The sequence below is a fragment of the Natronorubrum halalkaliphilum genome (assembly GCF_009834785.1).
Classification (GTDB): domain Archaea; phylum Halobacteriota; class Halobacteria; order Halobacteriales; family Natrialbaceae; genus Natronorubrum; species Natronorubrum halalkaliphilum.
The window spans coordinates 1-23,884 of record NZ_WUYX01000024.1 but is presented as its reverse complement, the minus strand read 5'-3'; the positions used below and the strand labels follow the sequence as shown (position 1 = coordinate 23,884).

The 23,884-nt window shown below is 64.5% G+C and carries 24 protein-coding genes and 1 tRNA gene; 14 read left to right on the top strand and 11 right to left on the bottom strand.

Going from position 1 to position 23,884, the window contains the following annotated elements; translation table 11 throughout:
* The first annotated feature begins 111 nt into the window (after nt 1-111).
* The 7 genes from GS429_RS06720 to GS429_RS06690 all read left to right on the top strand — a co-directional run bounded on the left by GS429_RS06720 (nt 112) and on the right by GS429_RS06690 (nt 4,791).
* Nucleotides 112-630, top strand: a complete 519-nt coding sequence (locus GS429_RS06720) for a peptidylprolyl isomerase (protein ID WP_160063925.1) — start codon at nt 112-114, stop codon at nt 628-630.
* A 301-nt stretch (nt 631-931) separates the two neighbouring features.
* Nucleotides 932-1,441, top strand: a complete 510-nt coding sequence (locus GS429_RS06715; RefSeq protein ID WP_235920756.1) for a peptidylprolyl isomerase — start codon at nt 932-934, stop codon at nt 1,439-1,441.
* A 289-nt stretch (nt 1,442-1,730) separates the two neighbouring features.
* Entirely contained in the window at nt 1,731-2,690 is a 960-nt protein-coding gene (locus GS429_RS06710) for an oxidoreductase (protein WP_160063923.1), read from the top strand.
* Between the two features lie 64 nt (nt 2,691-2,754).
* Nucleotides 2,755-3,096, top strand: a complete 342-nt coding sequence (locus tag GS429_RS06705) for a ferredoxin (protein WP_160063921.1) — start codon at nt 2,755-2,757, stop codon at nt 3,094-3,096.
* 105 nt (nt 3,097-3,201) lie between these two features.
* Nucleotides 3,202-3,285: transfer RNA gene (locus tag GS429_RS06700), tRNA-Leu, on the top strand.
* A gap of 459 nt (nt 3,286-3,744) precedes the next feature.
* Nucleotides 3,745-4,212, top strand: coding sequence for a response regulator (locus GS429_RS06695; RefSeq protein WP_160063919.1), 468 nt, complete (start codon nt 3,745-3,747; stop codon nt 4,210-4,212).
* A gap of 216 nt (nt 4,213-4,428) precedes the next feature.
* Nucleotides 4,429-4,791, top strand: coding sequence for a DUF7344 domain-containing protein (locus GS429_RS06690; protein WP_160063917.1), 363 nt, complete (start codon nt 4,429-4,431; stop codon nt 4,789-4,791).
* A 240-nt stretch (nt 4,792-5,031) separates the two neighbouring features.
* Here the strand turns inward: GS429_RS06690 and GS429_RS06685 are convergent, their stop codons facing one another.
* Nucleotides 5,032-5,841, bottom strand: coding sequence for a hypothetical protein (locus GS429_RS06685; protein WP_160063915.1), 810 nt, complete (start codon nt 5,839-5,841; stop codon nt 5,032-5,034).
* A 232-nt stretch (nt 5,842-6,073) separates the two neighbouring features.
* Here GS429_RS06685 and GS429_RS06680 point away from each other — a divergent pair, with 232 nt between their 5' ends.
* Both GS429_RS06680 and GS429_RS06675 read left to right on the top strand, forming a co-directional pair.
* Complete coding sequence (locus GS429_RS06680; RefSeq protein ID WP_160063913.1) at nt 6,074-7,066, top strand: DUF7972 family membrane protein; 993 nt, start codon at nt 6,074-6,076, stop codon at nt 7,064-7,066.
* A gap of 94 nt (nt 7,067-7,160) precedes the next feature.
* On the top strand, nt 7,161-7,403 hold the full coding sequence (locus GS429_RS06675; protein WP_160063911.1) for a hypothetical protein: 243 nt from the start codon (nt 7,161-7,163) through the stop codon (nt 7,401-7,403).
* A 49-nt stretch (nt 7,404-7,452) separates the two neighbouring features.
* Here the strand turns inward: GS429_RS06675 and GS429_RS06670 are convergent, their stop codons facing one another.
* From GS429_RS06670 to nadA, 6 genes are all read right to left on the bottom strand, one after another.
* A complete protein-coding gene (locus GS429_RS06670; protein WP_160063909.1) occupies nt 7,453-8,946 on the bottom strand; it encodes an aldehyde dehydrogenase family protein in 1,494 nt (497 codons plus the stop codon).
* Between the two features lie 104 nt (nt 8,947-9,050).
* Nucleotides 9,051-9,485, bottom strand: a complete 435-nt coding sequence (locus GS429_RS06665; RefSeq protein ID WP_160063907.1) for a hypothetical protein — start codon at nt 9,483-9,485, stop codon at nt 9,051-9,053.
* 363 nt (nt 9,486-9,848) lie between these two features.
* Nucleotides 9,849-10,712 carry a carboxylating nicotinate-nucleotide diphosphorylase gene (nadC, locus tag GS429_RS06660; RefSeq protein WP_160063905.1) on the bottom strand — a complete coding sequence of 288 codons (864 nt, stop codon included), beginning with the start codon at nt 10,710-10,712 and terminating at the stop codon, nt 9,849-9,851.
* 180 nt (nt 10,713-10,892) lie between these two features.
* Nucleotides 10,893-11,900, bottom strand: coding sequence for a DMT family transporter (locus GS429_RS06655; RefSeq protein WP_160063903.1), 1,008 nt, complete (start codon nt 11,898-11,900; stop codon nt 10,893-10,895).
* Nucleotides 11,901-12,301: 401 nt separating this feature from the next.
* Complete coding sequence (locus GS429_RS06650) at nt 12,302-13,900, bottom strand: L-aspartate oxidase (protein ID WP_160063901.1); 1,599 nt, start codon at nt 13,898-13,900, stop codon at nt 12,302-12,304.
* 6 nt (nt 13,901-13,906) lie between these two features.
* On the bottom strand, nt 13,907-15,040 hold the full coding sequence (nadA, locus tag GS429_RS06645; protein ID WP_160063899.1) for a quinolinate synthase NadA: 1,134 nt from the start codon (nt 15,038-15,040) through the stop codon (nt 13,907-13,909).
* Nucleotides 15,041-15,244: 204 nt separating this feature from the next.
* Here nadA and gfo6 point away from each other — a divergent pair, with 204 nt between their 5' ends.
* The gene (gene gfo6, locus GS429_RS06640; protein ID WP_160063897.1) at nt 15,245-16,315 is read left to right on the top strand and encodes a D-xylose 1-dehydrogenase Gfo6; all 1,071 of its coding nucleotides are present in this window, start codon (nt 15,245-15,247) and stop codon (nt 16,313-16,315) included.
* A 50-nt stretch (nt 16,316-16,365) separates the two neighbouring features.
* On the opposite strand, the gene GS429_RS06635 is transcribed toward gfo6, so the two are convergent.
* Nucleotides 16,366-17,427, bottom strand: a complete 1,062-nt coding sequence (locus GS429_RS06635; protein ID WP_160063895.1) for a Gfo/Idh/MocA family oxidoreductase — start codon at nt 17,425-17,427, stop codon at nt 16,366-16,368.
* 136 nt (nt 17,428-17,563) lie between these two features.
* Here GS429_RS06635 and GS429_RS06630 point away from each other — a divergent pair, with 136 nt between their 5' ends.
* Entirely contained in the window at nt 17,564-17,836 is a 273-nt protein-coding gene (locus GS429_RS06630) for a DUF7385 family protein (RefSeq protein ID WP_201293973.1), read from the top strand.
* Nucleotides 17,837-17,881: 45 nt separating this feature from the next.
* Here GS429_RS06630 and GS429_RS06625 read toward each other — a convergent pair whose 3' ends face one another.
* From GS429_RS06625 to GS429_RS06615, 3 genes are all read right to left on the bottom strand, one after another.
* Nucleotides 17,882-18,349, bottom strand: a complete 468-nt coding sequence (locus GS429_RS06625) for a DUF2267 domain-containing protein (protein WP_160063893.1) — start codon at nt 18,347-18,349, stop codon at nt 17,882-17,884.
* Nucleotides 18,350-18,543: 194 nt separating this feature from the next.
* Entirely contained in the window at nt 18,544-19,290 is a 747-nt protein-coding gene (locus tag GS429_RS06620) for a GIDE domain-containing protein (protein ID WP_160063891.1), read from the bottom strand.
* A 97-nt stretch (nt 19,291-19,387) separates the two neighbouring features.
* Entirely contained in the window at nt 19,388-21,022 is a 1,635-nt protein-coding gene (locus GS429_RS06615; protein ID WP_160063889.1) for an amidohydrolase, read from the bottom strand.
* Between the two features lie 239 nt (nt 21,023-21,261).
* On the opposite strand from GS429_RS06615, the gene GS429_RS06610 reads away from it, so the two are divergent.
* From GS429_RS06610 to hmgA, 3 genes are all read left to right on the top strand, one after another.
* Nucleotides 21,262-21,648, top strand: coding sequence for a hypothetical protein (locus GS429_RS06610; protein WP_160063887.1), 387 nt, complete (start codon nt 21,262-21,264; stop codon nt 21,646-21,648).
* A gap of 176 nt (nt 21,649-21,824) precedes the next feature.
* Complete coding sequence (locus GS429_RS06605; RefSeq protein WP_160063885.1) at nt 21,825-22,217, top strand: hypothetical protein; 393 nt, start codon at nt 21,825-21,827, stop codon at nt 22,215-22,217.
* A gap of 87 nt (nt 22,218-22,304) precedes the next feature.
* Nucleotides 22,305-23,564 carry a hydroxymethylglutaryl-CoA reductase (NADPH) gene (gene hmgA, locus GS429_RS06600; RefSeq protein WP_160063883.1) on the top strand — a complete coding sequence of 420 codons (1,260 nt, stop codon included), beginning with the start codon at nt 22,305-22,307 and terminating at the stop codon, nt 23,562-23,564.
* Nucleotides 23,565-23,884: the final 320 nt, after the last annotated feature.

The window sequence follows — 23,884 nt, the reverse complement described above, 5'->3', positions numbered from 1 at the left end:
GGCCTGTCCCCGTTCGGTCGTATCGAACTCGAGACGGATCCGCGAGGTCGGAACCCCTCGTTGTGGGCCGAGACCACTATCGTTTTCAGTCGCCCCGCCGTCGCGGAGGGTATGGGAGATGTAACTGCAACCCTTCACACGAACAGAGGCGATATCGAGGTCGAACTCTACGACGACCGCGCGCCGCGAACGGTCGACAACTTCGTCGGTCTCGCGACCGGCGGCAAGACTTGGGAGGACCCGGAGACGGGCGAAGAAGTCGACGGCGAACCGCTGTACGACGACGTCGCGTTCCACCGCGTCATCGAGGATTTCATGATTCAGGGCGGCGACCCGACCGAAACCGGTCGCGGCGGCCCGGGCTACCAGTTCGACGACGAGTTCCACGACGACCTGCGCCACGACGACGCGGGAATCCTGAGCATGGCTAACTCCGGGCCCGATACGAACGGCTCGCAGTTCTTCATTACGCTCGACGCTCAGCCCCACCTCGACGACCGCCACTCCGTCTTCGGAAAAGTCACCGACGGCATGGACGTCGTCGAGGAAATCGGCAACGTCGACACCGATTCGAACGATCAGCCGCGAGAGGAGGTCGTCCTCGAGTCGGTTTCCGTCGACTACGAGTAATCGTCGATCGGTAATCGGTAATCGTCACCCGCCGATTGTCAACCGGTTGGTGGTCGGCGCGATACCGACGTCCATCACGAACGAGGCTCGGCACCGATTCGAACACCCGTTCGATCGATATCGTTATTTTGCCGCCGCGCCGACGTGCGCTATCACTCACTATCGACGCACGCTACTGGCAGGGGTCGGCTCGAGCCTCGGCGTCGCCCTCGCCGGCTGTACAAGCTCCGACCCGGACGACGCAGACGGAGATCAGGATCCCGACGAAACGGCCACGGCAGACACGGACGAACACGACGGACTGACCGCGACGCTGCACACGAACAGGGGCGATATCGAGGTCGAACTCTACGACGACCGCGCACCGCGAACGGTCGACAACTTCGTCGGCCTCGCGACCGGCGAGCGGCCCTGGATCGATCCCGAGACGGGCGAAGAAGTCGACGGCGAACCGCTGTACGACGACGTTCTCTTCCACCGCGTCATCGAGGACTTCATGATTCAGACCGGCGATCCGCTCGGCACCGGCCGGGGCGGTCCCGGCTACCGGTTCGACGACGAGTTTCACGAGGACCTGCGCCACGACGATGCGGGGGTCTTGAGCATGGCCAACTCCGGCCCGGACACGAACGGCTCGCAGTTCTTCATCACGCTCGAGGCCCAGCCTCACCTCGACGGTCGCCACACCGTTTTCGGTACCGTCATCGACGGCATGGACGTCGTCCGCGAAATCGGGGGCGTCGAGACCGATTCCAGCGATCGACCGGCAGCCGACGTCGTTCTCGAGTCGGTTTCCGTCGACGGCGCGTAGCGTTGATCGTCGTTTTTCGGGTCATCATCGTGTCTGGAGAGGGGCCGAACTGGTAGATCGCCTGTAAGCCACGAGAAGTACGATGCTACGAAGATCTCGCTCGCGCCCTGTGAGCGAATTCGTTGAGCGCGGCGGCGACGTCTGGGTCGAGTCCGAGCCCGGGGAGGCAGCGACGTTTTCGCTGACCCTTTCCGCCGCTTCCGCCCGGTAGCGCCCACTCGGCTCGAGTCCTCCAGCAAGCGAGTGGGTAGAGCCCAGTCGTTTAGCGTCGGCACGTCTTATGATCTCTATGGGCTGGACTGCCACCGACATCCCCGATCAGCACGGCCGTACGATCCTCGTTACGGGCGCAAACAGCGGGATCGGTCTCGAGGCCACTCGCGAACTCGCCAGAAACGGCGCGACGGTGATCATGGCCACTCGGAGCGCCGACCGCGGCGAGGACGCAGCAGCAGATATCCGCGAGGAGATCCCCGAAGCAGACCTTCGCGTCGAGAACTGCGATCTGGCCGACCTCGAGTCGGTTCGGTCGGTTGCCGATCGTCTCGGCGACGAGCCGATCGACGTGGTGGTCAACAACGCCGGGACGATGGCAATTCCGCGGTCGGAAACCGACGACGGGTTCGAGACCCAGTTCGGGGTCAACCACCTCGGCCACTTCGCGCTCACGGGGCAACTCCTCGACAATCTGCGAACCGACGCCGAGGCGGAGCCGGCGCGCGTCGTCACCGTCTCGAGCGGCCTTCACGAGCGCGGCGAGATCGATTTCGACGATCTGGAGGGCGAGCAGTCGTACGACAAGTGGGCCGCCTACGCCCAGTCGAAACTCGCGAACGTGCTGTTCGCCTACGAACTCGAGCGACGGCTCCTCACGGCCGGGATGAACGCAAAGAGCGTCGCGGTTCACCCCGGCTACGCCGACACGCAACTGCAGTTTCGCGGGATCGAGGGCCGGGGCTCTCGGCTCCGTCTGGCCGGCCGCTGGCTCATGAACGCCATGCTGGCCCAGTCGGCCGAGAGCGGCGCGTTGCCGACGCTGTACGCCGCGACCGCGCCGGACGTCGAGGGCGGCGGGTACTACGGTCCCGGCGGACTGATGAACATGCGGGGCTCGCCTTCCCGGCAGGCGTCGTCGGATCGCTCCTACGACCGCGAGACGGCGCGTCGGCTATGGGAGGTCTCGAGCGAGTTGACCGGCGTCACGTACGACCTGCCCGAGCCCAAACCGCCGTCGTCATCGTCGTCGTGAGTCGAGGGCTCGATCTGTCGCCGCGACCGTAACGCGAAAGACGACGCACGCCGACGGTCAGGTAATGAGCGACGAGGATGGCATCCAGCGTGCGAGCGACGTCGGTTCGTCGGATGCGCCGCCGGTTGAGGAGAAACCCTACAAGATCGTCTTCGAGGCCAACAAGTGCTTCGGGGCCGGGAAGTGCGCCGAGGTCAGCGACAACTGGGAGATGTCTCTCGCCTCGGGGATCGCCCAGCCGACGGCGTATTTCTTCGACGAACCGGACCTCGAGCACAACGTCCGGGCGGCGGAGAGCTGTCCGGCGAAGAAAGACGACGGCTGTATCCACGTCGTCGATCGCCGGACGGACGAGGAGATCGCGCCGGATCCACACGGTGACGGGACGCTGAGCGTCGACTGGTAGTGTACAAAAATCCACCCTGTCGAGTGCCCTCAGGGCGAGGGAAATCCCTCAGCCGACACCGAAACGCACATCCCACCGTATGGCCAACTGACGAGTGCCTTCTGTGCGAGGGTAGCCAAGCAGGCCAACGGCGGTGGGCTTAAGACCCGCTCCTGTAGAGGTCCGAGGGTTCAAATCCCTTCCCTCGCATTACCGCTCCGAGCAACCCGCGAGCAGCGGGAATCGAATAGGAGATTTGAACGACGGAACGAGCGAAGCGACCGTCGTTCAGGTGGTTCAAATCCCTTCCCTCGCATGTTACCGCAAACATTCGTGAGCGGTGACTGCGAGACGAGCGATTTGAATTAGACCGAGGTTCTGCGAGCAACGCGAGCAGGTTCTCGGGCGTAGTTCAAATCCCTTCCCTCGCATGTCATCGCGATCGTCCGTGAGCAATGCCTGTAGACCGATAGAGTCGAACCGGGCCGACCTTCTGCGAGCGGAGCGAGTGGATTCTCGGACGATACACAGTACACTACTCCTTACATTTGACCCAGATAATTGAAACGTAAACGAGAACGTTTCTTTTCGGGAATAACTGTTCAGAGTTGCGGAATATCCAAACACCGGGTGAGTTGCAGTTTTACGCTTGCGGCTTCATGGTCGGGTATGGCGTCAGCAGACGATGTGAGCGATGACGATATGGGGGAAGCGATCGATATTTTGCTTGTTGAGCCTAACCCAGGCGACACGCGTCTCTTCGAGGAAAACTTTCGTGAGGCTAAGCTAACCAATGCCATTCACGCCGTTACTGACGGTGAGAGTGCGCTCGACTTCGTCTACCAGCGCGGCGAGTACGAAGCGGCACCGCAACCTGACCTCATCCTACTCGAACCACAGCTTCCCGGAACGAGCGGTATGGACGTCCTCTCAGAACTGAAAAACGAGCCACCACTGCGGGAGATACCCGTTATCATTCTCAGCAGTTCAGAAGCGGGTGAAGACATCGTGAAATCCCACAGCATCGAAGCGGACGAGTATATTCGCAAACCGGTTGAAACCGAAGAGTTCATCGACTTCGTTCAGGACATTGAGGACTTCTGGTTCGCGATAGTCAAAAACGAGGATGGCGACTGATACTGCCGGACAGAACTATTCGAAGAGTGGGCGCGCTACTGCGGCCGTCACATCGAGGATGTCCGTACAATCCATGCGTTCGCTGGGCATCGGAACCCAGTGGTTTGTTCGGCGGCCGTGAATTCGTGACTGACTTCCGTCCGACAGTATGACGAGCAGTCGTTCTCACCACTCTACAAGCATCGATACTTTCCCCGTGTGTGAAGTTCACAGAATATGGTGACGCAGACGGAGGCGTTTCGACTCCTCGCCAGCGCTGACCGTCAACTCGTCCTCCATGAGCTTTGCGAAGAAGGTGGGGATGCCTCGATTAGCGAGCTTTCGGAGCGGATCGCCGCGCGAAGACATCGACTCTCCCCCGACAAGATTAGCGACAAACAGGTCGAACGGGCTCGCGTTCGACTGGTCCACGCGCATCTTCCGAAGTTATCGGAGGCGGACATTATCAACCATGATGTCCGCGATAACACGGTCGTCCTGAACGAGGATGAGTCGGTTGCTCGACTGTTTGACGCTGCCGATGAGATAGACGGGTGGCCGCCGACCGACCTGCTCGAGCATCCCGCACGCCGTCGGTAGTGCTCTCGAGGAATGCGAATCGTTTCATACGGTTTACTGTAGCCAATTACCGCCGATCGCCAGAACGGGGTCGGCGACCGGCGGTAAATCGTTACAGCAATCCGTATCAGTCGCTACGACCATCGGCGCTGGCGGCGAGCGAACGGGCGGCCGCGGAGCGGAGCCGCCCACGTTGAACTGTCGTCCGGTAGTACGGCCGCGATTCGAAAACAGGCTGCAAGGGGGTCACCCCGACCCCGATCACCGGCGAACGTCCTCGAGATCGGGATGTGCGGCGTACTCGCGGACGGTTTGTGGCGCGTGCTCGACCGACTCCGCCCGAGCGATCGTCTCGCGAACGTCCTGCCACTTGCGGTGGCGAACGACGACTCGAGCCTCGACCGGGACGTCCAGAATCCGGCCGATCGCGAGTCGGTGATAGCCGCCGCCCTGTGCGGAGATGAGCGTGCCGTCGCGGCCGATGTGAACCGTCGGCATGTCGAGACGACACGAGATTTCACAGCGGCCACAGAGATCGCGTCGCGAGCGATACCCCTCCTCACGGATCCGTTCGTAGAGCCGGTCGATATCGCGATATCGCTCGCGGAGGTCCTCGAGATCGTCACAGCCGTCGAACGAACCGTGTTCGGCGATCGCTTCCTGCAGATCCGAAAACACCGCCGTTTCTTCCCACGGGACCCCCTCGAGGAAGTGTTTCCGGACGGCTCGATACTTGGGCATCTCTTCGAACCGGACTCGAGGCCGCCGGTCCCAGTCGCCGTCGACGATCCGGCCGGCGTCCCACCAGTGGTCGAAGTCGGCGACGTCGGCAGCGCCGTGGGACGGTGCGGCTTTGAGCGTCCACTCGACGTCGTGCGGGTCGATCGTAATCGGCCGCCACGGATCCGCACGAGCCGGCTCGAGTCGGGCTCGAGCCGACCGACCGTAGTAGCGACCGAGTCGTCGAACCTGGTAGCTCCCGTATTCGGTCGCCGTTTTCACGAACTCGATCGCTCCCTCGTCACGGAGTGTTCGTGTCGCTCGCGTCGGTAGCGATCCCGTGATCGTCATAGGTACGGATAGGTTTCCGATACAAAAATGAACCGTCATGATACTCAGTTTCTGTGAGAGACGGTTCGCGACTCCGCGACGTGCTCAATGATTTCTCGGACAGCACAGCGGAGAACGCGGACGGAGACGGCGAACCGGAGAGGCTCGGCGTGCGTTCTCCCGAGTCCGTTTCTGATCCGTTTCTATGGCTGGTGGAAGCTTCACGGAGGTAGGTCCGTTAGGAAACGCAACTATGGCCGACGAGACAACTGAGCGACGCCACTCGACGTTCCGCTGGGCGATCATCGAGGGCAACCGATTCTCGGTCGCCGGGTTGCTCCTCGGCGGAATTCTCTTCTTGCTCTGCGTACTTCTCGCGGTGAACCTGTTTCCGCGCGAGCCTGGCGAACCGCTCTACCTGTTGTTCAGCGCGTTTCTTGGCGGCAACCTCACGCTGATTACGGTCGTCATCGCGATCAACCAGCTTGTGTTCTCGCGGGAACTGGGGTCGCCGGGCGATCTCGAGCAGCGAACGCGCGCGGCCGTCGAGTACAGAAACGAAGTCCAGTCGGTAATGGACCGGGAGGTGAGTCCGGTGTTACCGGGTTCGTTCTTGCTGGTACTTCACGAGAATCTGGGGAACCGAGCCCAGCGGTTGCGTGAAACGTCTACGGACATCGAACACGACGCGCTTGCGGCCGAGATCGACGAACTCGCCGGGAAACTCCGCGACGACGTTCGGATGGTGACGGAAGCGCTCGACACGCCCGCTGCCGACGAACAGATCTTCAGTGCGATCGCGGCGACACTCGGCACGACACAGGCCGAACAGCTGTACGAACTCTCGCGAATGGAGACCGAGTACGAGGCCCAACTCACCGATGCGCAAGCGGAGCTGTTCGAGTCGATCCGGGAACACCTGCTCCACATCGACGTCGCCCGGAAGTACTTCCGTACGGTGTACATCACGAAGGAACTCTCCTTTCTCTCTCGAACACTGCTGTTCGTCGGCCTTCCGGCTCAGTTCCTTACCGCCGCGACGCTTGCGGTCTACGACCTCGCAGCGATCGAGTCGCTGCCGCCGTCGGCGATCGTCGGTGCGACGCTCGTCGCGATGATCGCGTGCTTCGCCCCGCTGGCGATCCTCGCGTCGTTCGTCCTCCGACTCTCGTGGGTCGCCCAGCGAAACGCGACCGTGATGCCGTTTGCTGCCTCGGAGACGGACTATACGCTTCGATCTGACTAATCGCAGTCAGAATCGCTCCCGGTCACCGGTCGGCCGGAGGGTGCAGGGCATACGGTTTCAGCCGTCTGTCACCACGACGTATGCAGCGACGCCAATGGCGCCACCAGACCGCGATCGATCGACCCTCGAGAACAATCGACTGGCGGCGGCGGTCGTCGCCGGCTCGATACTCGCCGTCGCCAGCGCCGCAGTTCTCTACTGGTCGGGCCGGCTCGAGTTTCTCATGCCGGCCCGCGGGCCCGCGGCTGACGCGGTGCCGCTGTACGTCATGGCCGTCGTCGTCTTGCTCGCGCTCGTCGTCTGGAGCTGGAATCGCCTGTTCTCGTGGTTCGACTAAGTCGGCCGAGCGAAATCGAGCCAGCCGAAGACTGCTGCGTTCAGAACGTTCAGAACGGATACTCGCGCGACTCCCGTTGCACCGAAATCCACTTCGTCGTCGTCAGCTCCTCGAGGATCGAGTCGCCGTTGTACCGGCCCAGGCCGGACTGTTTCATGCCGCCGAAGGGAACGTGGGGCTCGTCGTTGATCGGCTGATCGTTGATGTGGACCATCCCCGTCTCGATCCCGTCGGCGATCCGGCGCGCCTGCGCGAGATCCTCGCTGTGGACCGACCCCGAGAGACCGTGGACCGTGTCGTTGGCCAGTTCGATCGCCGCCTCGTCGCTCGAGTAGGGGATCACGGGTGCGACGGGGCCGAAGTGTTCGTTCTCCGCGGCGGCCATGTCGTTGTCGGCGTCGGAAAGCACGGTGGGTTCGACGACCAGCGAGTCGTCAACCCCTTCGACGTCGACGGTCTCGCCACCGGTCTCGAGGGTCGCGCCCTCGTCGACCGAGGTCTCGACGTACTCGACGATCTGGTCGCGCTGGCTTTCGTCGATGATCGGCCCGATGACGGTCTCGTCGTCGGTCGGGTCGCCGGTCGGAAGCCCGGCCGCGCGGTCGGTGAGCATCCCCACGTAGTCGTCGTACAGTTCCTCGTGGACCAGGTGGCGATTGATCGAGATGCAGGCCTGGCCCTGGTGGAGGAACGACCCGAAGACGCCGCCGTCGACGGCGCGCTCGAGGTCCGCGTGCTCCGTGACGACGTGGACGTTGTTCCCGCCGAGTTCGAGCGCGGGGAGCGCGCAGTTGCCGGCCGCGTTCGCGGCGACCCGCTGACCGATTTCGGTCGAACCGGTAAAGGCCAGTACGCGAGGGATCTCGTGGTCGGACATCGCGTCGCCGATTTCGGAGCCGCGGCCCGGAACGACGCTGAGGACGCCCTCGGGCACGCCGGCTTCCTCGAAGAGTTTGGCGAGGAGAAGCCCGCCCGTGATGGGCGTGCTCGAGGCGGGTTTGAGCACCACCGCGTTTCCGGCCGCGATCGCCGGCGCGACCGCTCGCATCGAGAGGTGCAGCGGGAAGTTCCACGGCGAGATAACCCCGACAACGCCGACGGGCCGGCGCTCGACGACGTTCTCCTTTCCGGGAATGGTCGACTCCGTGTGCTGGCCGTCCGTGCGGAACGGGTAGCTCGCCGCCTGCTGGAGCATTCCCTTGGCCGTTTGCAACTCGGCGGCGCCTTTGACCCGCGTGCTGCCCGATTCGACGGCCAGCAACTCGAGGATCTCCTCGCGGTGGTCTCGGACGAACTCGAGTGCCCCAGTAACCACGCTGGCTCGAGCCTGCGGCGGTTGCTCGGCCCACTGCTCCTGTGCCTCGGCCGCGCCCTCATAGGCCCGATCGACGTCGTCGGTTGTTCCCGCGGGGACCGTTGCGATCGCTTCGCGCGTGTACGGATTCTCGACGGGTATCGACTCCCGATCGTCGGGGTCGGTCCACTCACCCGCGAGATACAGTCCGTTCCAGCCCGAATCGGGTGCTAACGGGAGACCTGTCATACGAGACAGTAGCTATCGAGTGTGCAAAAACGACACACCCGCAGACGCAACGCGAGTCGGACTCGGCCGCTCGAGTGTGTACGCGTCTCGAGCGCCGTCGGCCGCTATTTCGGGAGCTTCGCGTTTGGCAACACGAATCCGATCGTGAGATAGCCGACGCCGGTGGCGACGACCGCCGCTGCGAGACCGACGAACAGTTCGAGTTCCATGAACCCCGTTGCGAACAGCACCATGCCACCGCCGGAGAGGGCGAGGCCCGCTGCGAGTCGGTGGAATCCCCGGAGCGGGGCGGCATCGTCCGCCGGTGCCAGGGTTCCGAGACCGTCCTCGTCTGCGAGCAAGAACAGGGGAAGGAAGCAGTAGACGCCGAGACCGACCATGAGACCGGTGATGCCGCCGATCGCGATGTCGTCCAACGCGATGTGGCCGATGATCGCGAACGCAACGACGTCCATCAGCGCCGCCGCCATCGCGATTCGCGTCGGCGTTATCGGTCCGTCTTCGAACGACTCGGTGCCGGTTTCGTGTGTTTGTTCCATAGTTATCGTGTAAACCAACAGGAAGTTATAGCTACCTATTATTTATGAGGTAAAAACAGGGAGATCGTGGGGCAGATATATCGCTCCGTCGAGAGATACGCCGGCGGTACCTCGTCCAAGGTGTAGGTCTTTCGCCCGCGTTTCGTAATCCGATACCCGGAAGCGCGCCGCTGACGAACTTCGAGACTCGGCGTCGTCGGTCGCCTGACAGTACCCGTTCGCCGCGGACACCGCAGTCGGGACAGCCATCGCTCGAGGTCGAAAACGGCCCGTGTTCCGCACAGATTCGAATCGGTTCCGTCACGGATGACGGGAGTCGCTCGAGCCGAAGGAAGCGCACGGTTGCAGTATCGTGCAGAGAGGCTACTCGCCCGTCCGGAACGACAGATCCAGCGACGGCGCGGAGTGGGTGAGCGATCCCATCGAGATGACGTCGACCCCCGTCGCGGCGTAGTCGGCAACGGTCTCGAGCGTGATCCCGCCGCTGGCCTCCGCGAGCACGCCGTCGTCGTCGAGCAGCGAGACGGCCTCCGCAGTTTCGTCGGGCGTCATGTTATCTAACAGAACGATATCCGCGCCGGCCGCGGCGGCCCGCGGCGCGTCCTCGACGGTCTCGACCTCCACATCGAGTTTCGTCGCGAACGACGTTCGGTCCCGAAAGTGGTTGATCGCCCCCTCGAGACCCATCTCCGCGATATGGTTGTCTTTGACCATCACCATGTGCGAGAGGTCGAGTCGGTGGGTGTCGCCGCCGCCCGCGACGACGGCGCGTTTCTCGATCCCGCGCAGGCCGGGCGTGGTCTTACGGGTTGCAGCGATGCGGACGTCGTCGGATTCGGTGCGCCGCTCGCGGCCGGTAGCCGCTCGCGTATCCGAGGCGCGTTGTGCCTCGCGTGCCCGCTCGACGACCCGCCGGGTCCGCGTCGCGATTCCCGACGCGTGCCCTGCGAGGTTGACCGCGACGCGTTCGCCCCGAAGCATCTCGCGTGCGGGCCCCTCGACGCCCAACACCTCGTCACCCGGTTCGACCGCAGTGCCGTCCGAGAGACGGTCGGAGACGTCGACCCCGAGGTAGTCGAAAACGGCCGTGGCGGCCTCGAGGCCCGCGACGACGCCGTCTTCCTTGGCGACGAGTCGGCCGGTGGTCTCGCCGGGCACCTGATTCGTCACGTCGTGGTGGCCGACGTCCTCGCGAAGCCAGCGTTCGACCTGTGCGTTCGTGATCATGTGACTGCACTGAACCCCATCCCGAATAAACGGCCTGTTTTCTCCGTCTCGTCGATCGAGATCCTCGAGAGTCTCGAGCGACGGACGAGTTCGAGGGAGTCATACTGCCGGATAGAAGTCGATGAAGAAGATTGGCCGGACGGGAACGGCGAATCTTCACAGTAGTTCTGTTCGGCAGTATCAGTCGCCCGACTGGAGGTAGCTCCCCGCGTTTGACGTCGTCCTGTACACGTTCCCGCTGACGCGGACTTCGTCGCGCTCGAGGGGCCGGTTGGGCGTATCTCCGAACTGGGACGACCGGATGAGCCGCCAGAGCGGCCGAACGTTACACAGCCCGAACCCGACGACGATGAGCGCGAATCCCGCTGCGGTCGCCGCGGTGAGCTGCTCGCCGAGGAGGGTCGCCCCGAAGATCGCCGCGACGACGGGCGTCGCGTAGTTGATCAGACTGACGTTGGTCGCGCCGATCCGGTTCAGCAGGACGAAATAGCAGAAGAACCCGCCCGCGGTCGCGACGATGCCGAGGTACGCGAGTGCGACGGCCGCCGACGGCGTCCACGTCACGTCACGGATCGCCGAGCCGGAAGACGCGTAGCTCGCGGCGTGGAGGAAGGCCGCGGCGGTGACCATCGACCAGGCGTGCAGCGACATCGTCGGGAGGGCCGCCGTCCAGCGTTCGGTCAGCACGGATCCAAAGGCGAAGACGACGGCGGAGGCCACGAGCAGTCCGATGCCGAGGAGTTGGCCGTCGAGCGAGCCTCCGGCGAGCGCGATCGCGACGACGCCGACCAGCCCGGTTCCAAGTCCGAGGACGTCGGTGAGACGGACCCGTTCCGTCGGGAGCAGACGGACCGCGATGATGGGGGTGATAATCGGTGCGAAACTGAGGACGATCGCCGCGACGCCGCTCGAGACGTAACTCTGGCCGGTAAAGGAGAACGCGAAGTGCGCGCCGATGACGAGGATACCGTTCGAGAGGATCAGCGCCAGATCCGCTCGCGTCCGGGGGCGCCACTCGAGGCGCCCGAGCGCTACGGCTGCGACGAAGACGGCCGCGGCGATATCCAACCGGAGCGCCGCGAAGAGCAGCGGCGGCAGCGTCTCGAGTCCGATTTCGATCGCGGTAAAGGCCGTTCCCCAGACGAGGGCGAGGACGCCGAACAGCAGTATATCTTCAAATTTCGTCATATAATCGTTCCGTAATGTGTTGTTCGTGCAAAGCTGATATACTGGCTATAAGCGGCTCAAGTAAACGATTTGCGGGAATCATGCTAACATGGATCACTGGATTCATGTCCGTGTTAATCATTCACCAGACACAGTTCATACTGCCGGACAGAACGAGGCGGACGCCGGCCCCGCTCCTGGGACCGTCGGCGTCGGAGAGATCCGCAGAACCCGTGGGTGCTGCTGGGAACCGCAAACCGGTGGTTTGCTCAACGGCCGCGAATTCGCGACCAACGTCGTAGTAGCTGCCATCCGACAGTAGCAGGAACGATTTCGTGCCCCAGTTCCTCGAAAACCCGCCTGTCAACCTCGTCGTTCGGCCCGCCACGCCGACGGAAGTGTCGCGGTCTCGAGCGATCGACTCAGTCGTCTGCGGGCTGCTCGGCCGCCGACTCGCCCTCGCTCACGACGTAGTGACAGCCCGTCGACTCCGTATTCTCGCTTGCCGCTCGAGCGATCAACAGCGCCACGACGCTCGCGTTCCGGAGTTCGTACAGGTCCCGCGCCGTCCGGGTTCGAATGTAGGCGTCGACCTCGCCCTTGAGGCGACGGAGGACGGCGCTCGCACGGGCGATTTCGTCGGGGTCGCGCTCGAGGCCCAGATACTCGTCCATCGTTCGCTTCAGGCGGATCGATTTCTCGGCCGCGAAGCGCTCGGGGAGTTCGGGATCGCTGTTGCGGAGTTCGGGTGCCTCCACGATTTCCGGATCAGCCCCGGATTCTACGGCGTCCCCACCCGCCCGCAGCCCCCAGACCAGTCCCTCGAGCAGGCTCGTACTCGCCAATCGGTTCGCGCCGTGGACGCCCGTCCGGGCGCACTCGCCGACGGCGTACAGTCGATCGAGGCTGGTCCGTCCGTTCTCGTCGACGTCGATCCCGCCACAGAGGAAGTGCTCGCAGGGGGCGACGGGGATCTCGTCGCCCTCGACGCCGCGGTCGCGACACTTCTCGGCGATTGCGGGGTACTCCTCGGCGAACTCGCCCTCGAGCGTGCTCACGTCCAGGACGACCTCGCCCGTTTCTTCGCGCTCGGTTTCGACCGCCCGAGCCACGACGTCCCGCGGGGCGAGATCGCCCTGCGGATGGTAGTCGTCCATGAACCGCTCGCCACCGGGAGACTCCGTCTCCCGAGCCTCCGAGTCTTCCGACTCGGAGACGTCGCCGTTCCGAAGGACGGCCCCCTCGCCGCGCAGCGCTTCGGATAGCAGGAACGGGTCGTCGCCCGCGTACGCGGTTGGATGAAACTGCACGTACTCGAGGTCCGCGACGTCCGCACCCGCAAGCGCGGCCATCGCGATCCCGTCGCCCGTCGCGTCGTCGGGGTTGGTCGAGCGCGTGTAGAGCGCGCCGATGCCGCCCGTGGCGAGGATCGTCGCCCCGGCGTAGATCGGGTGACCGGTGGTTTCCTCGTCCGTGAGGACACCGTGGACTCGGCCCTCGTGGGTGAGCAACTCGAGCGCGGCGGTATCCTGGCGCACGTCGATGTTCTCGTGGTCGTCGACGTGGTTCAGGAACGGCCGGAGGATGTGCGTCCCCGTCGCGGCGTCGACGTGGAGGATTCGGTACTCGGAGTGGGCCGCCTCCCGGGTGTAGTCGAACTCGCCTCCCTCCGTCTCGTCGAACTCGATCTCGAGGGTGTCGAGCAACACATCTTCGACCGCATCGTCGGCGTTCTCGACCAGCGTGTCGACCGCGTCGGGATCTGCGGTGCCGTCGCTGGCGTCGAGGATGTCTTCTTTGAGACTCTCCGGGTCGCCTCGAGTCGTCGAGATGCCGCCCTGCGCCCAGTCGGTGCTGGCGTCGTCGGGTTTCGTGGCTTTCGTCAGGAGGAGGACGTCGCTTCCCTCGCGGGCGGCCTGCAACGCGGCCGCACAGCCGGCGATGCCGCTGCCGACGACGAGCACGTCGGCGGTCTCCGGTTCGGACGCCGTCTCCGCTGGCGCGTCTGGTGTGTCAGTCATGGGTGGTTAGATCTCGAGCATTCGGTCGAGCGCGACGCCCGCGAGTTCCTTCTCCTCCGGTGCGACCTCGATCACGTTGCGTTCGCGCCCCTCGACGAGTTCCTCGAGCACCCAGGTGAGGTAGTTGGGGTCGATCTGGCGCATGGCGTTACAGTCCATGCAGGCGTCGCCACAGAGCGGCAGGACGTTCACCTCGGGGTGCCAGCGCTGGAGGTGATTGGTGAGGTGAATCTCGGTGCCGATGGCCCACGTGTCGCCGGGGTCGGCGTTTTCGACGGTTTCGCAGATCGTCGCCGTCGAGCCGGCTTTGTCGGCGGCTTCGACGACCTCGCGGCGGCACTCAGGGTGGACGATAACCTTCGCATCGTCGTGTTCGGCCCGAATCTGCTCGATGTGATCGACGCGGAACCGCTCGTGGACCTGGCAGTAGCCGTCCCAGAGGATGATGTCGCTCTCGGCGACCTCCGCGGCGTCTTTCCCCTCGGGGTCCCACGGGTCCCACTCGGCGATCCGATCTTCCATCCCCATCCGGTGGGCGGTATTCTCCCCGAGGTGTTTGTCGGGCAGGAAGAGGACCTTGTCGCCCCGTTCGAAGGCGTACTCGAAGGCCTTGTGGGCGTTCGAAGAGGTACAGACGAGTCCGCCCTGACTCGCACAGAACGCCTTCAGGTCCGCGTAGGAGTTCATGTACGTGATCGGGATGATGTTCTCGTCGGGCGCGGCGGCCGTGATCTCGGCCCACGCGCTGTCGACCTGGAGCGCCTCGGCCATCCCGGCCATCGGACACGACGCCTCCATGCTCGGCAGGATGACCGACTGGTTGTCGTCGGTGATGATGTCCGCGCTCTCGGCCATGAACGTGACGCCGCCGAAGATCACGTACTCCGCGTCCGCGTTCGCCGCCTCCTTCGAAAGCTGGTAGGAGTCACCGATGAAATCAGCGTGCTCGACGATTTCGCGCCGCTGGTAGTTGTGTCCGAGAATCACGACGTCGTCGCCCAGTTCCTCGAGTGCCGCCTCGATGCGTTCGGTCCGTTCGGATTCTTCGAGCTCTCGATAGCGGGGCGGCAACTGCTCGAGATTGTCGTATTTGAACAGACTGAGATCGGTTTCCAGTTCCGCGGTTTCCATTTTCACCATGTTCCATCACCTGTGGTTGAATACACATCACAGGGTACTATTGAATAACTTTTTCCTTCGAAACGCTTCTCCGGCGGAATACCATCGACTGATACGGGCGTTGAAAACCGATCATCCGTTGTTCACGGTCGAGAACAGGTTTTCGAGACGAACGTTCAGCCGATCCCGAAGTAGATCCTTTTCGCTCCGGCCCCTGGGACGAGTATGGCACTCGAGGACGCCTTCACGAACTTCACCGAGCGAGACTGGGAGCGGAAGTCGCCCGACGGGACGGTTCGACTCGCCGTGATCGGCGTCGGCGGCTTCGCGCGCAACCGTGCGCTTCCCGGCATCGCCGACAGCACCTACTGCGAGACGACGACCCTCGTGACGAGTTCGCCCGATCGAACCCGAACCGTCGCCGACTCGTTCGATATCCCGAACGTTATCGACTACGACGGGTTTCTGGCCGGCGATCACGCGGCGGCCTACGACGCGGCGTACGTCGCGACGCCGAACGCGCTTCACGGCACCTACGCCACCGTCGCTGCGGACCGGGGCAAACACGTCATCTGCGAGAAACCGCTCGATACGTCCCTCGAGACGGCTCAGGAGATCGTCGACGCCTGCGCGGACGCCGGTGTGACGCTGATGACCGCGTATCGGTTACAGGTCGAACCGACGGTCCGACGCACCCGCGAACTCGTCCGCCACGGCGGGATCGGCGACGTCGCCCAGATCCACGGCACCTTCTCGAACCCGTTACTGGACCACGCCGATCCCGATACGTGGCGGCTCGATCCCGACCTCGCCGGCGGCGGTGCCCTGGTTGATCTCGGTGTCTACCCCCTCAACACCACCCGGTTCCTCCTCGACTGCGATCCGGACGGGGTCTACGCCACGACCCACTCGAGCGGCGAGCCCTTCGATCCCGTCGACGAACACGTCTCGTTTCAACTCGAGTTCCCGACCGGCGCGACGGCCGCCTGTACGGCGAGTTTCAACGCCCACGCCAACAGTCGGCTCGAACTGATCGGGACCGATGGGATGGTTACGATCGCGTCCCCGTTCGGCGGCGTCGTCCCGCAGGAGATCGTCGTCGAGAGCGGCGACCTTCGCATGGAGTACACCGGCCCGCCGGTCGACGAGGTCCGCGAGGAGTTCGACTACTTCGGCTACTGCGTGCTCACGGACACCGATCCCGAACCCGACGGTCCCGACGGGCTGGCCGATCTCCGCGTCGTCGAAGCCGCCTACGAGTCCGCGAAGACGGGACGAAGAGTCGGCCTCGAGTGACCGGAAGGCACTGCGAGGATGGTCTACATATTCGGTTTCCCGTTAGCCTTTCACGCGCTTTCGACGCCGAGAACGGCATCAACGACCGCCTGCACGCGCGTCGCCTCCGCGAAGGAGACGAGGTCGCCGTCGCCGCCCTCGAGATCGGTCACGAACTCGTCGACCAGCGCGAGCGTCGTCTCGCCCGGTTCCTCGGTGATCAGGCGCTCGTCCGGCTCGTCGGGGTTGGCGACGAGGCGTCGCCATCCCCGTAGCGACAGTGACCCTTCGGTCCCCTCGACGGTGATGGCGTTTTCCTCGCTGCCGGCGCAGTCACAGAGGAGGTCGATCGTCCCGTGGACGCGCTCCTCGAGGTCGACGGCGGTATCGACAATGGCGACATCGGCACCGGTATCGACATCGGCGACGCCCTCGGCGTCCGCTTGACCCGCCTCCTCCGCGTCGGCACCTGCAACGTCACCGGCGCGGAACGTACCGACGATGGACTCCTCGTATTTAGCCGGGGCCGTGTACCGAACGTCTGCGGTGACGTCGCTGAGACTGCCGAACAGTTCCTGTGTCCCGAACACGAAGTGGCTCCCGACCTCGCGGAGCGGGCCGCCCTGCTCGCGGCCAGCGAGCCAGTCGACGTCCTGCCACTCGCGGGGCCACTGCGGGAAGCGAAAGCGGAGGCCGACGCGTTTCGGCGCGCCGATCTCGCCGGCTGCAATCCGATCGCGCATTTCGACGAAGCCCGGCGTGTAGCGAAACGGGAAGTTGATCGCGGTCGTCCGGTCGCTCTCGCCCGCGAGTTCGACCAGTTCGCGGCCGACCGCCGCGTTCTCCGCGATCGGTTTCTCGCAGATGACGTGTTTTTTCGCCTCGAGTGCGGCCCGGACGACAGTTGCGTGGTGCTTCGGCGGAACGCCCGCGTAGACGATGTCGATCGCGTCGATCTCGACGAGCGCTTCGACCCGAGTGACCGCCTCGCAGTCGTACGTTTCCGCCATCGACGCCGCTTTTTCGGCGACGCGGTCGCAGACGGCCCGTATTTCGGTCCGTTCGTGTTCGTCGAACGCCTCCGCGAGGCGCGACCCGATGACGCCACAGCCGACGATTCCGACCTGGTACATAGGAAGTCTGTGGGCCGCTCGTTTCAAGAAGGTGCCTATCGCGGTCGGACCGTGGCGCTTCAGGCCGAACGAAGGGGCCCGCTCCGGTCCGCCCTGGCGAGTTCCGTCTCCGCCCCGCCTCAGAACTGCAACCGTTTTGTACTCCTCGCCGAAACGGGACGGAAGCGAACGATACGTCATGGCCCACGAGTTCGACATTCACGACCACCGCCACCGAGTAAAACAGCTCCGCGATGACGGAGACACCGCCGTGTTCGAAAACCGGGACGAACTCGCCTGCCCGGCCTGTTCGGACCCGTTCGAGCGGCTGCTGCTGATCCGCTCGGAAACGATCAGCGTTCCGGAGAACAGCGGTGAGCCGTTCTGTCTTGCCCGGTGTACCGAGACGATCGCGCTGTTCAGGCACTGATCTCGATTCGCAGTGCCGTTTCGAGCCGAGTAGCGCCGGCGTTCGTCAGGCGGTGTCCCAGGGCATCGTCTCGGCGTCTCTCAGTTCAAACATCTCCACGTAGTCCTCCGGGAACTGGTGTTCGACGTTCGCGAGTCCGTCTCCGGGGACCGTCTCAGCGAGGAGGGCGACGACCGCCTTGATTCGGAACACCGCCTCGCCTCGATCGACGTCCGAGGGTCGCCCGTAGGGCGCATCGAGATCGAGGTCGTCGTACGTCATCCGGGCGCGGACTCGTTCGACGAACTCGTCGAAGTCGTAGTCCTGTCCGTGATCGACCTGGAGGAGGAACCGATCGATCTCCATCGGCAGCGGACCGGCGATATCCGTCGCCCCGCCCTCGTCGACGCGCTCACCGATCGTCTCGAGGACGGCACGCGTCGTTCGAACGGCCTCGCCTTGCTGTCCGGCCTCGATGCGATGCTGTACCTCTCCGATGAAGTCCGTGTAGGTCGTTTTCGTCGTCTCTGACATACGTTCTCCGAGGAAGCACCTCGGTGGAAGCTCTCGAGCGGTTCGTTCAAAAGCGTCCTACCGGGATTCGCAGGGGTGGGTTGCCCATCGAAAACGTACTTACGACGATCGGCGTGACTATCCAGCGTTTGCCCCGGTACGAGCGAGCCGCCGTCCTGCGGCCCAAAAGACGAGTCGTACCCGTTTCGGGCCCGTTAGATCGCCACCGCAACGCCGATCGCCGTCAGCAAGAGCCCCGCACCGATCCAGAGAAGGGGCGACTTCGCCAGTCGTCGGGCAGCCACGTCCTGTGAGGAATCCGCGATGACGAACGCCGGGGCGTCCGGCCCCGCTTCGATCACCGCGCTGACGTCCCGCATCGTCTCCCGCGCGTCCACGTCGTACCGTGACTGGCCGAAGACGTACACCGGTTCGTCCGGTTCGAGTCGACGCTCGTGATATCGTCGATCGTTTCCGGTTGCGAGTTCGATGACGCCGAGATCGAGCGAGCGATCCTCGGACTCGAGATCGGACTCGGTCTCGAGAAACTCCCTGATCGCCGGCGGTTCCGGCTCCCCGCCGTCGACCTCGGCAGTGGCCGCCGTCGACAGCGCGAGGTCGGCTCCGACCGGATCGACCCGGACGCTCGCGGTCTCGTCCTCGAGCCTGAACGGGACGCCGCCGACTCCGTCGTCGACTGTCTCCCACGAGGAGTTCTTCCCGCTCGATTTGTACTCCTCGACCTCGTACTCGTAGACGAGACACGGCGTTCCGGTCAGCGGCCCCGCCGTCGTTCCGTCGATCGGGCTCGCCGTCCCTTCGAGCTCGACGGGTCCCTCGGCTCGTTCGACCGTGACGACATCGTCGGTGTCGCCGCGGTAGACGTGATATGCCGGCCGGAGCTTCGAGCAACCGGCTACGACGAGAGCGACACCGACGCTGGCGAAGAGGACACCGATCATCGATCGAAGGTCGAAGGAGGGGCGCATAATAGTGTCGGTTCCCGAACACCACGGTTGGTTCTGAATCGAATTGCGCGTCGGTGAGTCGTCGGCGGTGCTATCCGCCTCGACTGTCGAAGACGATCTCGCCGTCGACTCCCGTCATCGCCACGTCGATCTCGTCGATCCGATCCGATACCTCCCACGGCGACTCTTCGAGCACGACGAAATCCGCCCGCTTGCCGACCTCGAGCGTGCCGAGTCGGTCCTCGTCGAAGCCGGCGTAGGCCGCGCCGAGAGTGTACGCCCGCAGCGCCTCGGTGACCGACAGCCGCTGTGACTCGGCCGACGCGTTAACCGCGTGGTGGACCCCCAACAGCGGATCGAGGGGCATACAGTCCGAACCGAACGCGAGCGGGACGTCTGCCTCGAGCATCCGTCGGAGGCGGTTCGTCCGGCTTCGCCGCTCGCGGCCGAGTCGCTGGTCGTAGAGTCCGTCTTCTCCGGCCCACCGGTGGAAGTTCGGCTGCATCGACGCAACGATCCCGGCCTCGGCCATCCGCTCGATCTGGTCGTCGGTCGCGAGTTCTGCGTGTTCGATCCGATGGCGGGCGCTGCCGGGGTCGGCCGTCGACTCGAGCGCCGATAGCGTCTCCTCGATGGCCTCGTCGCCGATGGCGTGGACGCAGATCTGGTAGCCCGCGTCGTCGGCGCGGTCGACGACGGCGGCGAGTTCGTCGGGATCGACGACCCACTGTCCGCGTTCGTCGTCGGGGTCGTCAGCGTTCCCGGCGTCCCCGGATTCGCCCGGCTCCGCCTCCAGATCCGCGTCCGCGTACGGCTCCTGGAGCTTCGCCGTTCGACTCCCGAAACTCCCGTCGGAGAAGGACTTGATCGCGCCCGTCCGCACGCGGTCGCTCCCGGCGTTCGTCGCCAGTCCGACCTCGACCAGCGACTCGAGGTGGTCGCTCCAGTAGTCGAGTCGCACGCGCAGCGGAAGGTCGCCGTCGGCCGCCATATCGCGGTAGACTCGCGGGGCCATCGAGCCGCGAACCTTGTCGTGGACGCCGGTGACGCCGCGCTCGACCGCGTAGGTCGTCGCTGCGTCGAGCACTTCCGCCAACTCCTCGCGGTCGGTCGCCAGCCGCCGTCTGACGACCTCCGCGGCGTCTTCGACGGCGACACCGGTCAGTTCGCCGTCGGCCCGCCGGAGGTCGTCATCGGGCAGGTCGTCCGCGAGGCGCTCGAGGGCGACCGAGTTCAGCGAGGCGGTGTGAAGATCGACGCGCATCGCGACGACGGGTCGTTCCTCGCTTACCTGGTCGAGATCCGCGCGCGTGAGCGGTTCCGTCCGGGAATCCGACCATGCGCTCTCGTCGTAGCCGAATCCGAGGATCCAGTCGCGGTCGCGTTCGGGTTCAGGTTCGGATTCCGTTTCGTCTTCGGCTTCACCCTGTTCCGCCAGCAACTCGAGGCAGTCCGCGGCGCTGTCGGCCGCCGACAGGTCGGCGTGGACCAGGTGCTGGCCCAGTTGCTCCATGTGCGTGTGGGCGTCGATCAACCCCGGCAGGACGACCCGGCCGTCGCAGTCGATGACCTCGGTTTCGACGCCCTCGAGGAACTCGACCTCGTAGGTGTCGCCGAGACGGACGATCTCGCCGTCGCGAATCGCGACGGCCTCGTGGACGGTATCGGGTTCCGTGAGGGTGTGTACCTCCGCGTTCGTCAGCAGGAGGTCGGCTGCTTCGCTCATAGCAGAGAGCGCACGCGCGAGGGGCAAAACAGTTGGGTCCGCGATCGGTCAGCGGCGGTGATCTATGTCGAACGCGGTCGCTGGAATCGCTCGAAACGCGATTGCCGGGACCGAAAACGGAAACGGAAACTGAAACAGCGTCGTCACTCCGAGTCGAACACGACGTGTCGGTACCGATAACAGTATCCGAAATCGCAATCATGCACAAGGTTAACTTGCGCTTCCGTTGATCCCCCCGTATGATCGACCGCGAGAGCCGTATCGTCTTCGGCTCGCTCCTGCTGTTCGTCCTCATCGTCACTGGCTCCGCCATCGCGGAGTTCCAGTTCGGGTTCGCGCTTCAGGACCGGCCGCTCCTGTCGCTGCTCCTGTTCGGGGGCGTCGCCGTGGCCGCGCCGCAGTTGTATCTCGCGGCGACCGACGACGAGGTTCCGCCGCGGACTCGCATTCAGTTCGCTGCAGTCACTATCGCTGTCTTCGCGACCCTCTTCGCCGGCAACGCGGAGGGGATCAGCTACCTGCTGATCGCGGCCATCGGCTCGCTCGCGGTACTGGGACTCGTCTGTTACGAACTCCTCATCGGCTACCGCGCCTCGAGCGAGGAGTCGGTAACGAGAGTTCCGTGACGGCGTTCGAATTCGGCGGCTACCGACGCGGTGACCGGTCACCGCGGCTTGTCCGTCACCCCGCTCGAAACGACTAGTACAGACCGCACAGCGAGGCAACCGCCAGCGACTCGAGGACGACGACACCGCCGTCGAACACGGCCACTATTTATCGGTCGACGCTCGAACGGGTTCGTATGCGCTCGCTCGAAAACCGCGTGATCCTCGGCTCGTTTTTGCTCTTTGCCGCCGTCATCGTCGGTGTGATCGCCGCCGAACGGGTGTTCGACGTCCGATTCGGCGACTATCCGTTGCTCGCGTTTCTCGCGTTCGCCGGCCTGACCGTCGCCCTCCCTCAACTGTATCTCGCGAAGACCGACACCGACGTCGATCCGCGCAGTCGGGTTCGGTTCGCCGTGATCGTCACCATGGTCTTCGCGGCGATGTTCGCCGAGTCGGCGACCACCCTGCAGGATCGGTTGATCCTGATCGTCGGCGGCGGTGCGTTCCTCGCCCTCGTCGGCTACGAGTTTTTCGCGGGCTATCGCGCTTCGAGTCGCGACGGTTCGCGGCCCGATACCGATCGGTAACCGCTGGGAGACGCCGGCGCGGACCGATCCTCGCTCGCGTCGCGACGATCAGCAACTGTTAGGAGCCATGGCTGTCTTGGCCAACCCATGACAGACCCCGAGGAGCTCGCCGAGCAAGTACGCGAAGGCGACCTTCGTATTCACGAACTCGAGGACCACACCGACTCCGACACCGCAGCCGAGGCCCGACGGCTGTTCGTCGAGCGCGAAACCGGCACCGATCTCGAGACGATCGGCGACTACAGCTTCCCGGCCGAGGCGGCGGACCCGAACATCGAGAACATGATCGGCGCGGCCCAGATCCCCATGGGCGTCGTGGGGCCGGTCGCCGTCAACGGTGCTGAGAGTTCGTTGAGTTCCGGGACGGACGGCGGCGCGGCCAACGGCGAACACTACCTGCCGCTCGCGACGACCGAAGGCGCGCTGCTCGCGTCGGTCAACCGCGGGCTCGGCGTTATTCGGTCGGCCGGCGGCGCCGACGCGCGCATCACGAAAAACGGGATGACTCGAGCGCCGGTGTTCCGGGTGGCGGGCGTCGCGGAAGCCGCCGAAACCGTCGAGTGGGTCAACGAAAACGGCGACGCGCTGGCCGAGGCGGCCGAGTCCACCACGAGCCACGGCGAACTGATCGACGTCGAACCGTACGTCGTCGGCGACTCCGTCTACCTGCGATTCGCCTACGACACCAAGGACGCGATGGGGATGAACATGGCCACTATCGCGACCGGCGAGGCCTGCGAAATCGTCGAGCGCGAGACGCCGGCTTCGCTCGTCGCGCTCTCGGGGAACCTCTGTTCCGACAAGAAACCCGCCGCCATCAACGCCGTCGAGGGCCGCGGGCGCTCCGTGACAGCCGACGTGTTGATCCCCGGCGAACTCGTCGAAGAGCGACTCCACACGACCGCCGACGCCATCGTCGAAGCGAACACGCGGAAAAATCTCACCGGGAGTGCGAAGGCCGGCAGCCTCGGTTTCAACGCCCACGCGGCGAACGTCGTCGCCGCCGCCTTCCTCGCGACCGGCCAGGACGAAGCCCAGGTCGTCGAAGCCGCGAACACGATCACCACCATGGACGCCCGCGAGCGCGAGGACGGCACCACTGACCTCTACGCCAGCGTCTCGCTGGCCTCGCTCGAGGTCGGCACCGTCGGCGGCGGGACGAAACTGCCGACCCAATCGGAGGCGCTCGAGGTCCTCGGACTTCGAGGCGGCGGCGACCCGGCGGGCTCGAACGCCGACGCGCTGGCCGAGATCATCGCCGTCGGCGCGCTCGCTGGCGAACTGTCGCTCCTGGCTGCACTGGCCTCCCGACACCTCGCGAGCGCACACGAGGACCTCGGTCGCTGAACGGTCGGCCCCACTGAACGGTCGGTCGTCAGTCATCGGCCGTTCGACTCGAGCGAGCGCGGACGCGAGTCAGCGTCATAGAGCACTTGATCGAAAATAAGTACCTCACAGGCATCCTCAGCTGAGACGGTCTGAAGCCTGATTTCTGTCGTCGGTCACAGTGATCGGATTGGTTTTTCTCGACGATCGATGAGGAGTTGTCGCTGTCGGCGGCTGATCGCCGCCGCCACGACAGCGTTGACTCGATGGAAACGCTGCTACTCCATGAGAGTGTAAACCAAGCATGGGGCGCAAGAGACCGACGAGTGGCTCGTGCTATC

What these genes read in the sequence shown, in the direction of transcription:
- GS429_RS06650 (WP_160063901.1), bottom strand. Translation starts at nt 13,900, where the DNA reads ATGACTGACACACCAGACGCGCCAGCGGAGACGGCGTCCGAACCGGAG.
- GS429_RS06615 (WP_160063889.1), bottom strand. Translation starts at nt 21,022, where the DNA reads ATGAGCGAAGCAGCCGACCTCCTGCTGACGAACGCGGAGGTACACACC.
- GS429_RS06690 (WP_160063917.1), top strand. Translation starts at nt 4,429, where the DNA reads ATGGTGACGCAGACGGAGGCGTTTCGACTCCTCGCCAGCGCTGACCGT.
- GS429_RS06680 (WP_160063913.1), top strand. Translation starts at nt 6,074, where the DNA reads ATGGCCGACGAGACAACTGAGCGACGCCACTCGACGTTCCGCTGGGCG.
- nadC (WP_160063905.1), bottom strand. Translation starts at nt 10,712, where the DNA reads ATGATCACGAACGCACAGGTCGAACGCTGGCTTCGCGAGGACGTCGGC.
- GS429_RS06635 (WP_160063895.1), bottom strand. Translation starts at nt 17,427, where the DNA reads ATGTACCAGGTCGGAATCGTCGGCTGTGGCGTCATCGGGTCGCGCCTC.
- GS429_RS06625 (WP_160063893.1), bottom strand. Translation starts at nt 18,349, where the DNA reads ATGTCAGAGACGACGAAAACGACCTACACGGACTTCATCGGAGAGGTA.
- hmgA (WP_160063883.1), top strand. Translation starts at nt 22,305, where the DNA reads ATGACAGACCCCGAGGAGCTCGCCGAGCAAGTACGCGAAGGCGACCTT.
- GS429_RS06655 (WP_160063903.1), bottom strand. Translation starts at nt 11,900, where the DNA reads ATGACGAAATTTGAAGATATACTGCTGTTCGGCGTCCTCGCCCTCGTC.
- GS429_RS06610 (WP_160063887.1), top strand. Translation starts at nt 21,262, where the DNA reads ATGATCGACCGCGAGAGCCGTATCGTCTTCGGCTCGCTCCTGCTGTTC.
- GS429_RS06720 (WP_160063925.1), top strand. Translation starts at nt 112, where the DNA reads ATGGGAGATGTAACTGCAACCCTTCACACGAACAGAGGCGATATCGAG.
- gfo6 (WP_160063897.1), top strand. Translation starts at nt 15,245, where the DNA reads ATGGCACTCGAGGACGCCTTCACGAACTTCACCGAGCGAGACTGGGAG.
- GS429_RS06620 (WP_160063891.1), bottom strand. Translation starts at nt 19,290, where the DNA reads ATGATCGGTGTCCTCTTCGCCAGCGTCGGTGTCGCTCTCGTCGTAGCC.
- GS429_RS06605 (WP_160063885.1), top strand. Translation starts at nt 21,825, where the DNA reads ATGCGCTCGCTCGAAAACCGCGTGATCCTCGGCTCGTTTTTGCTCTTT.
- GS429_RS06675 (WP_160063911.1), top strand. Translation starts at nt 7,161, where the DNA reads ATGGCGCCACCAGACCGCGATCGATCGACCCTCGAGAACAATCGACTG.
- GS429_RS06710 (WP_160063923.1), top strand. Translation starts at nt 1,731, where the DNA reads ATGGGCTGGACTGCCACCGACATCCCCGATCAGCACGGCCGTACGATC.
- GS429_RS06670 (WP_160063909.1), bottom strand. Translation starts at nt 8,946, where the DNA reads ATGACAGGTCTCCCGTTAGCACCCGATTCGGGCTGGAACGGACTGTAT.
- GS429_RS06695 (WP_160063919.1), top strand. Translation starts at nt 3,745, where the DNA reads ATGGCGTCAGCAGACGATGTGAGCGATGACGATATGGGGGAAGCGATC.
- GS429_RS06685 (WP_160063915.1), bottom strand. Translation starts at nt 5,841, where the DNA reads ATGACGATCACGGGATCGCTACCGACGCGAGCGACACGAACACTCCGT.
- nadA (WP_160063899.1), bottom strand. Translation starts at nt 15,040, where the DNA reads ATGGTGAAAATGGAAACCGCGGAACTGGAAACCGATCTCAGTCTGTTC.
- GS429_RS06665 (WP_160063907.1), bottom strand. Translation starts at nt 9,485, where the DNA reads ATGGAACAAACACACGAAACCGGCACCGAGTCGTTCGAAGACGGACCG.
- GS429_RS06705 (WP_160063921.1), top strand. Translation starts at nt 2,755, where the DNA reads ATGAGCGACGAGGATGGCATCCAGCGTGCGAGCGACGTCGGTTCGTCG.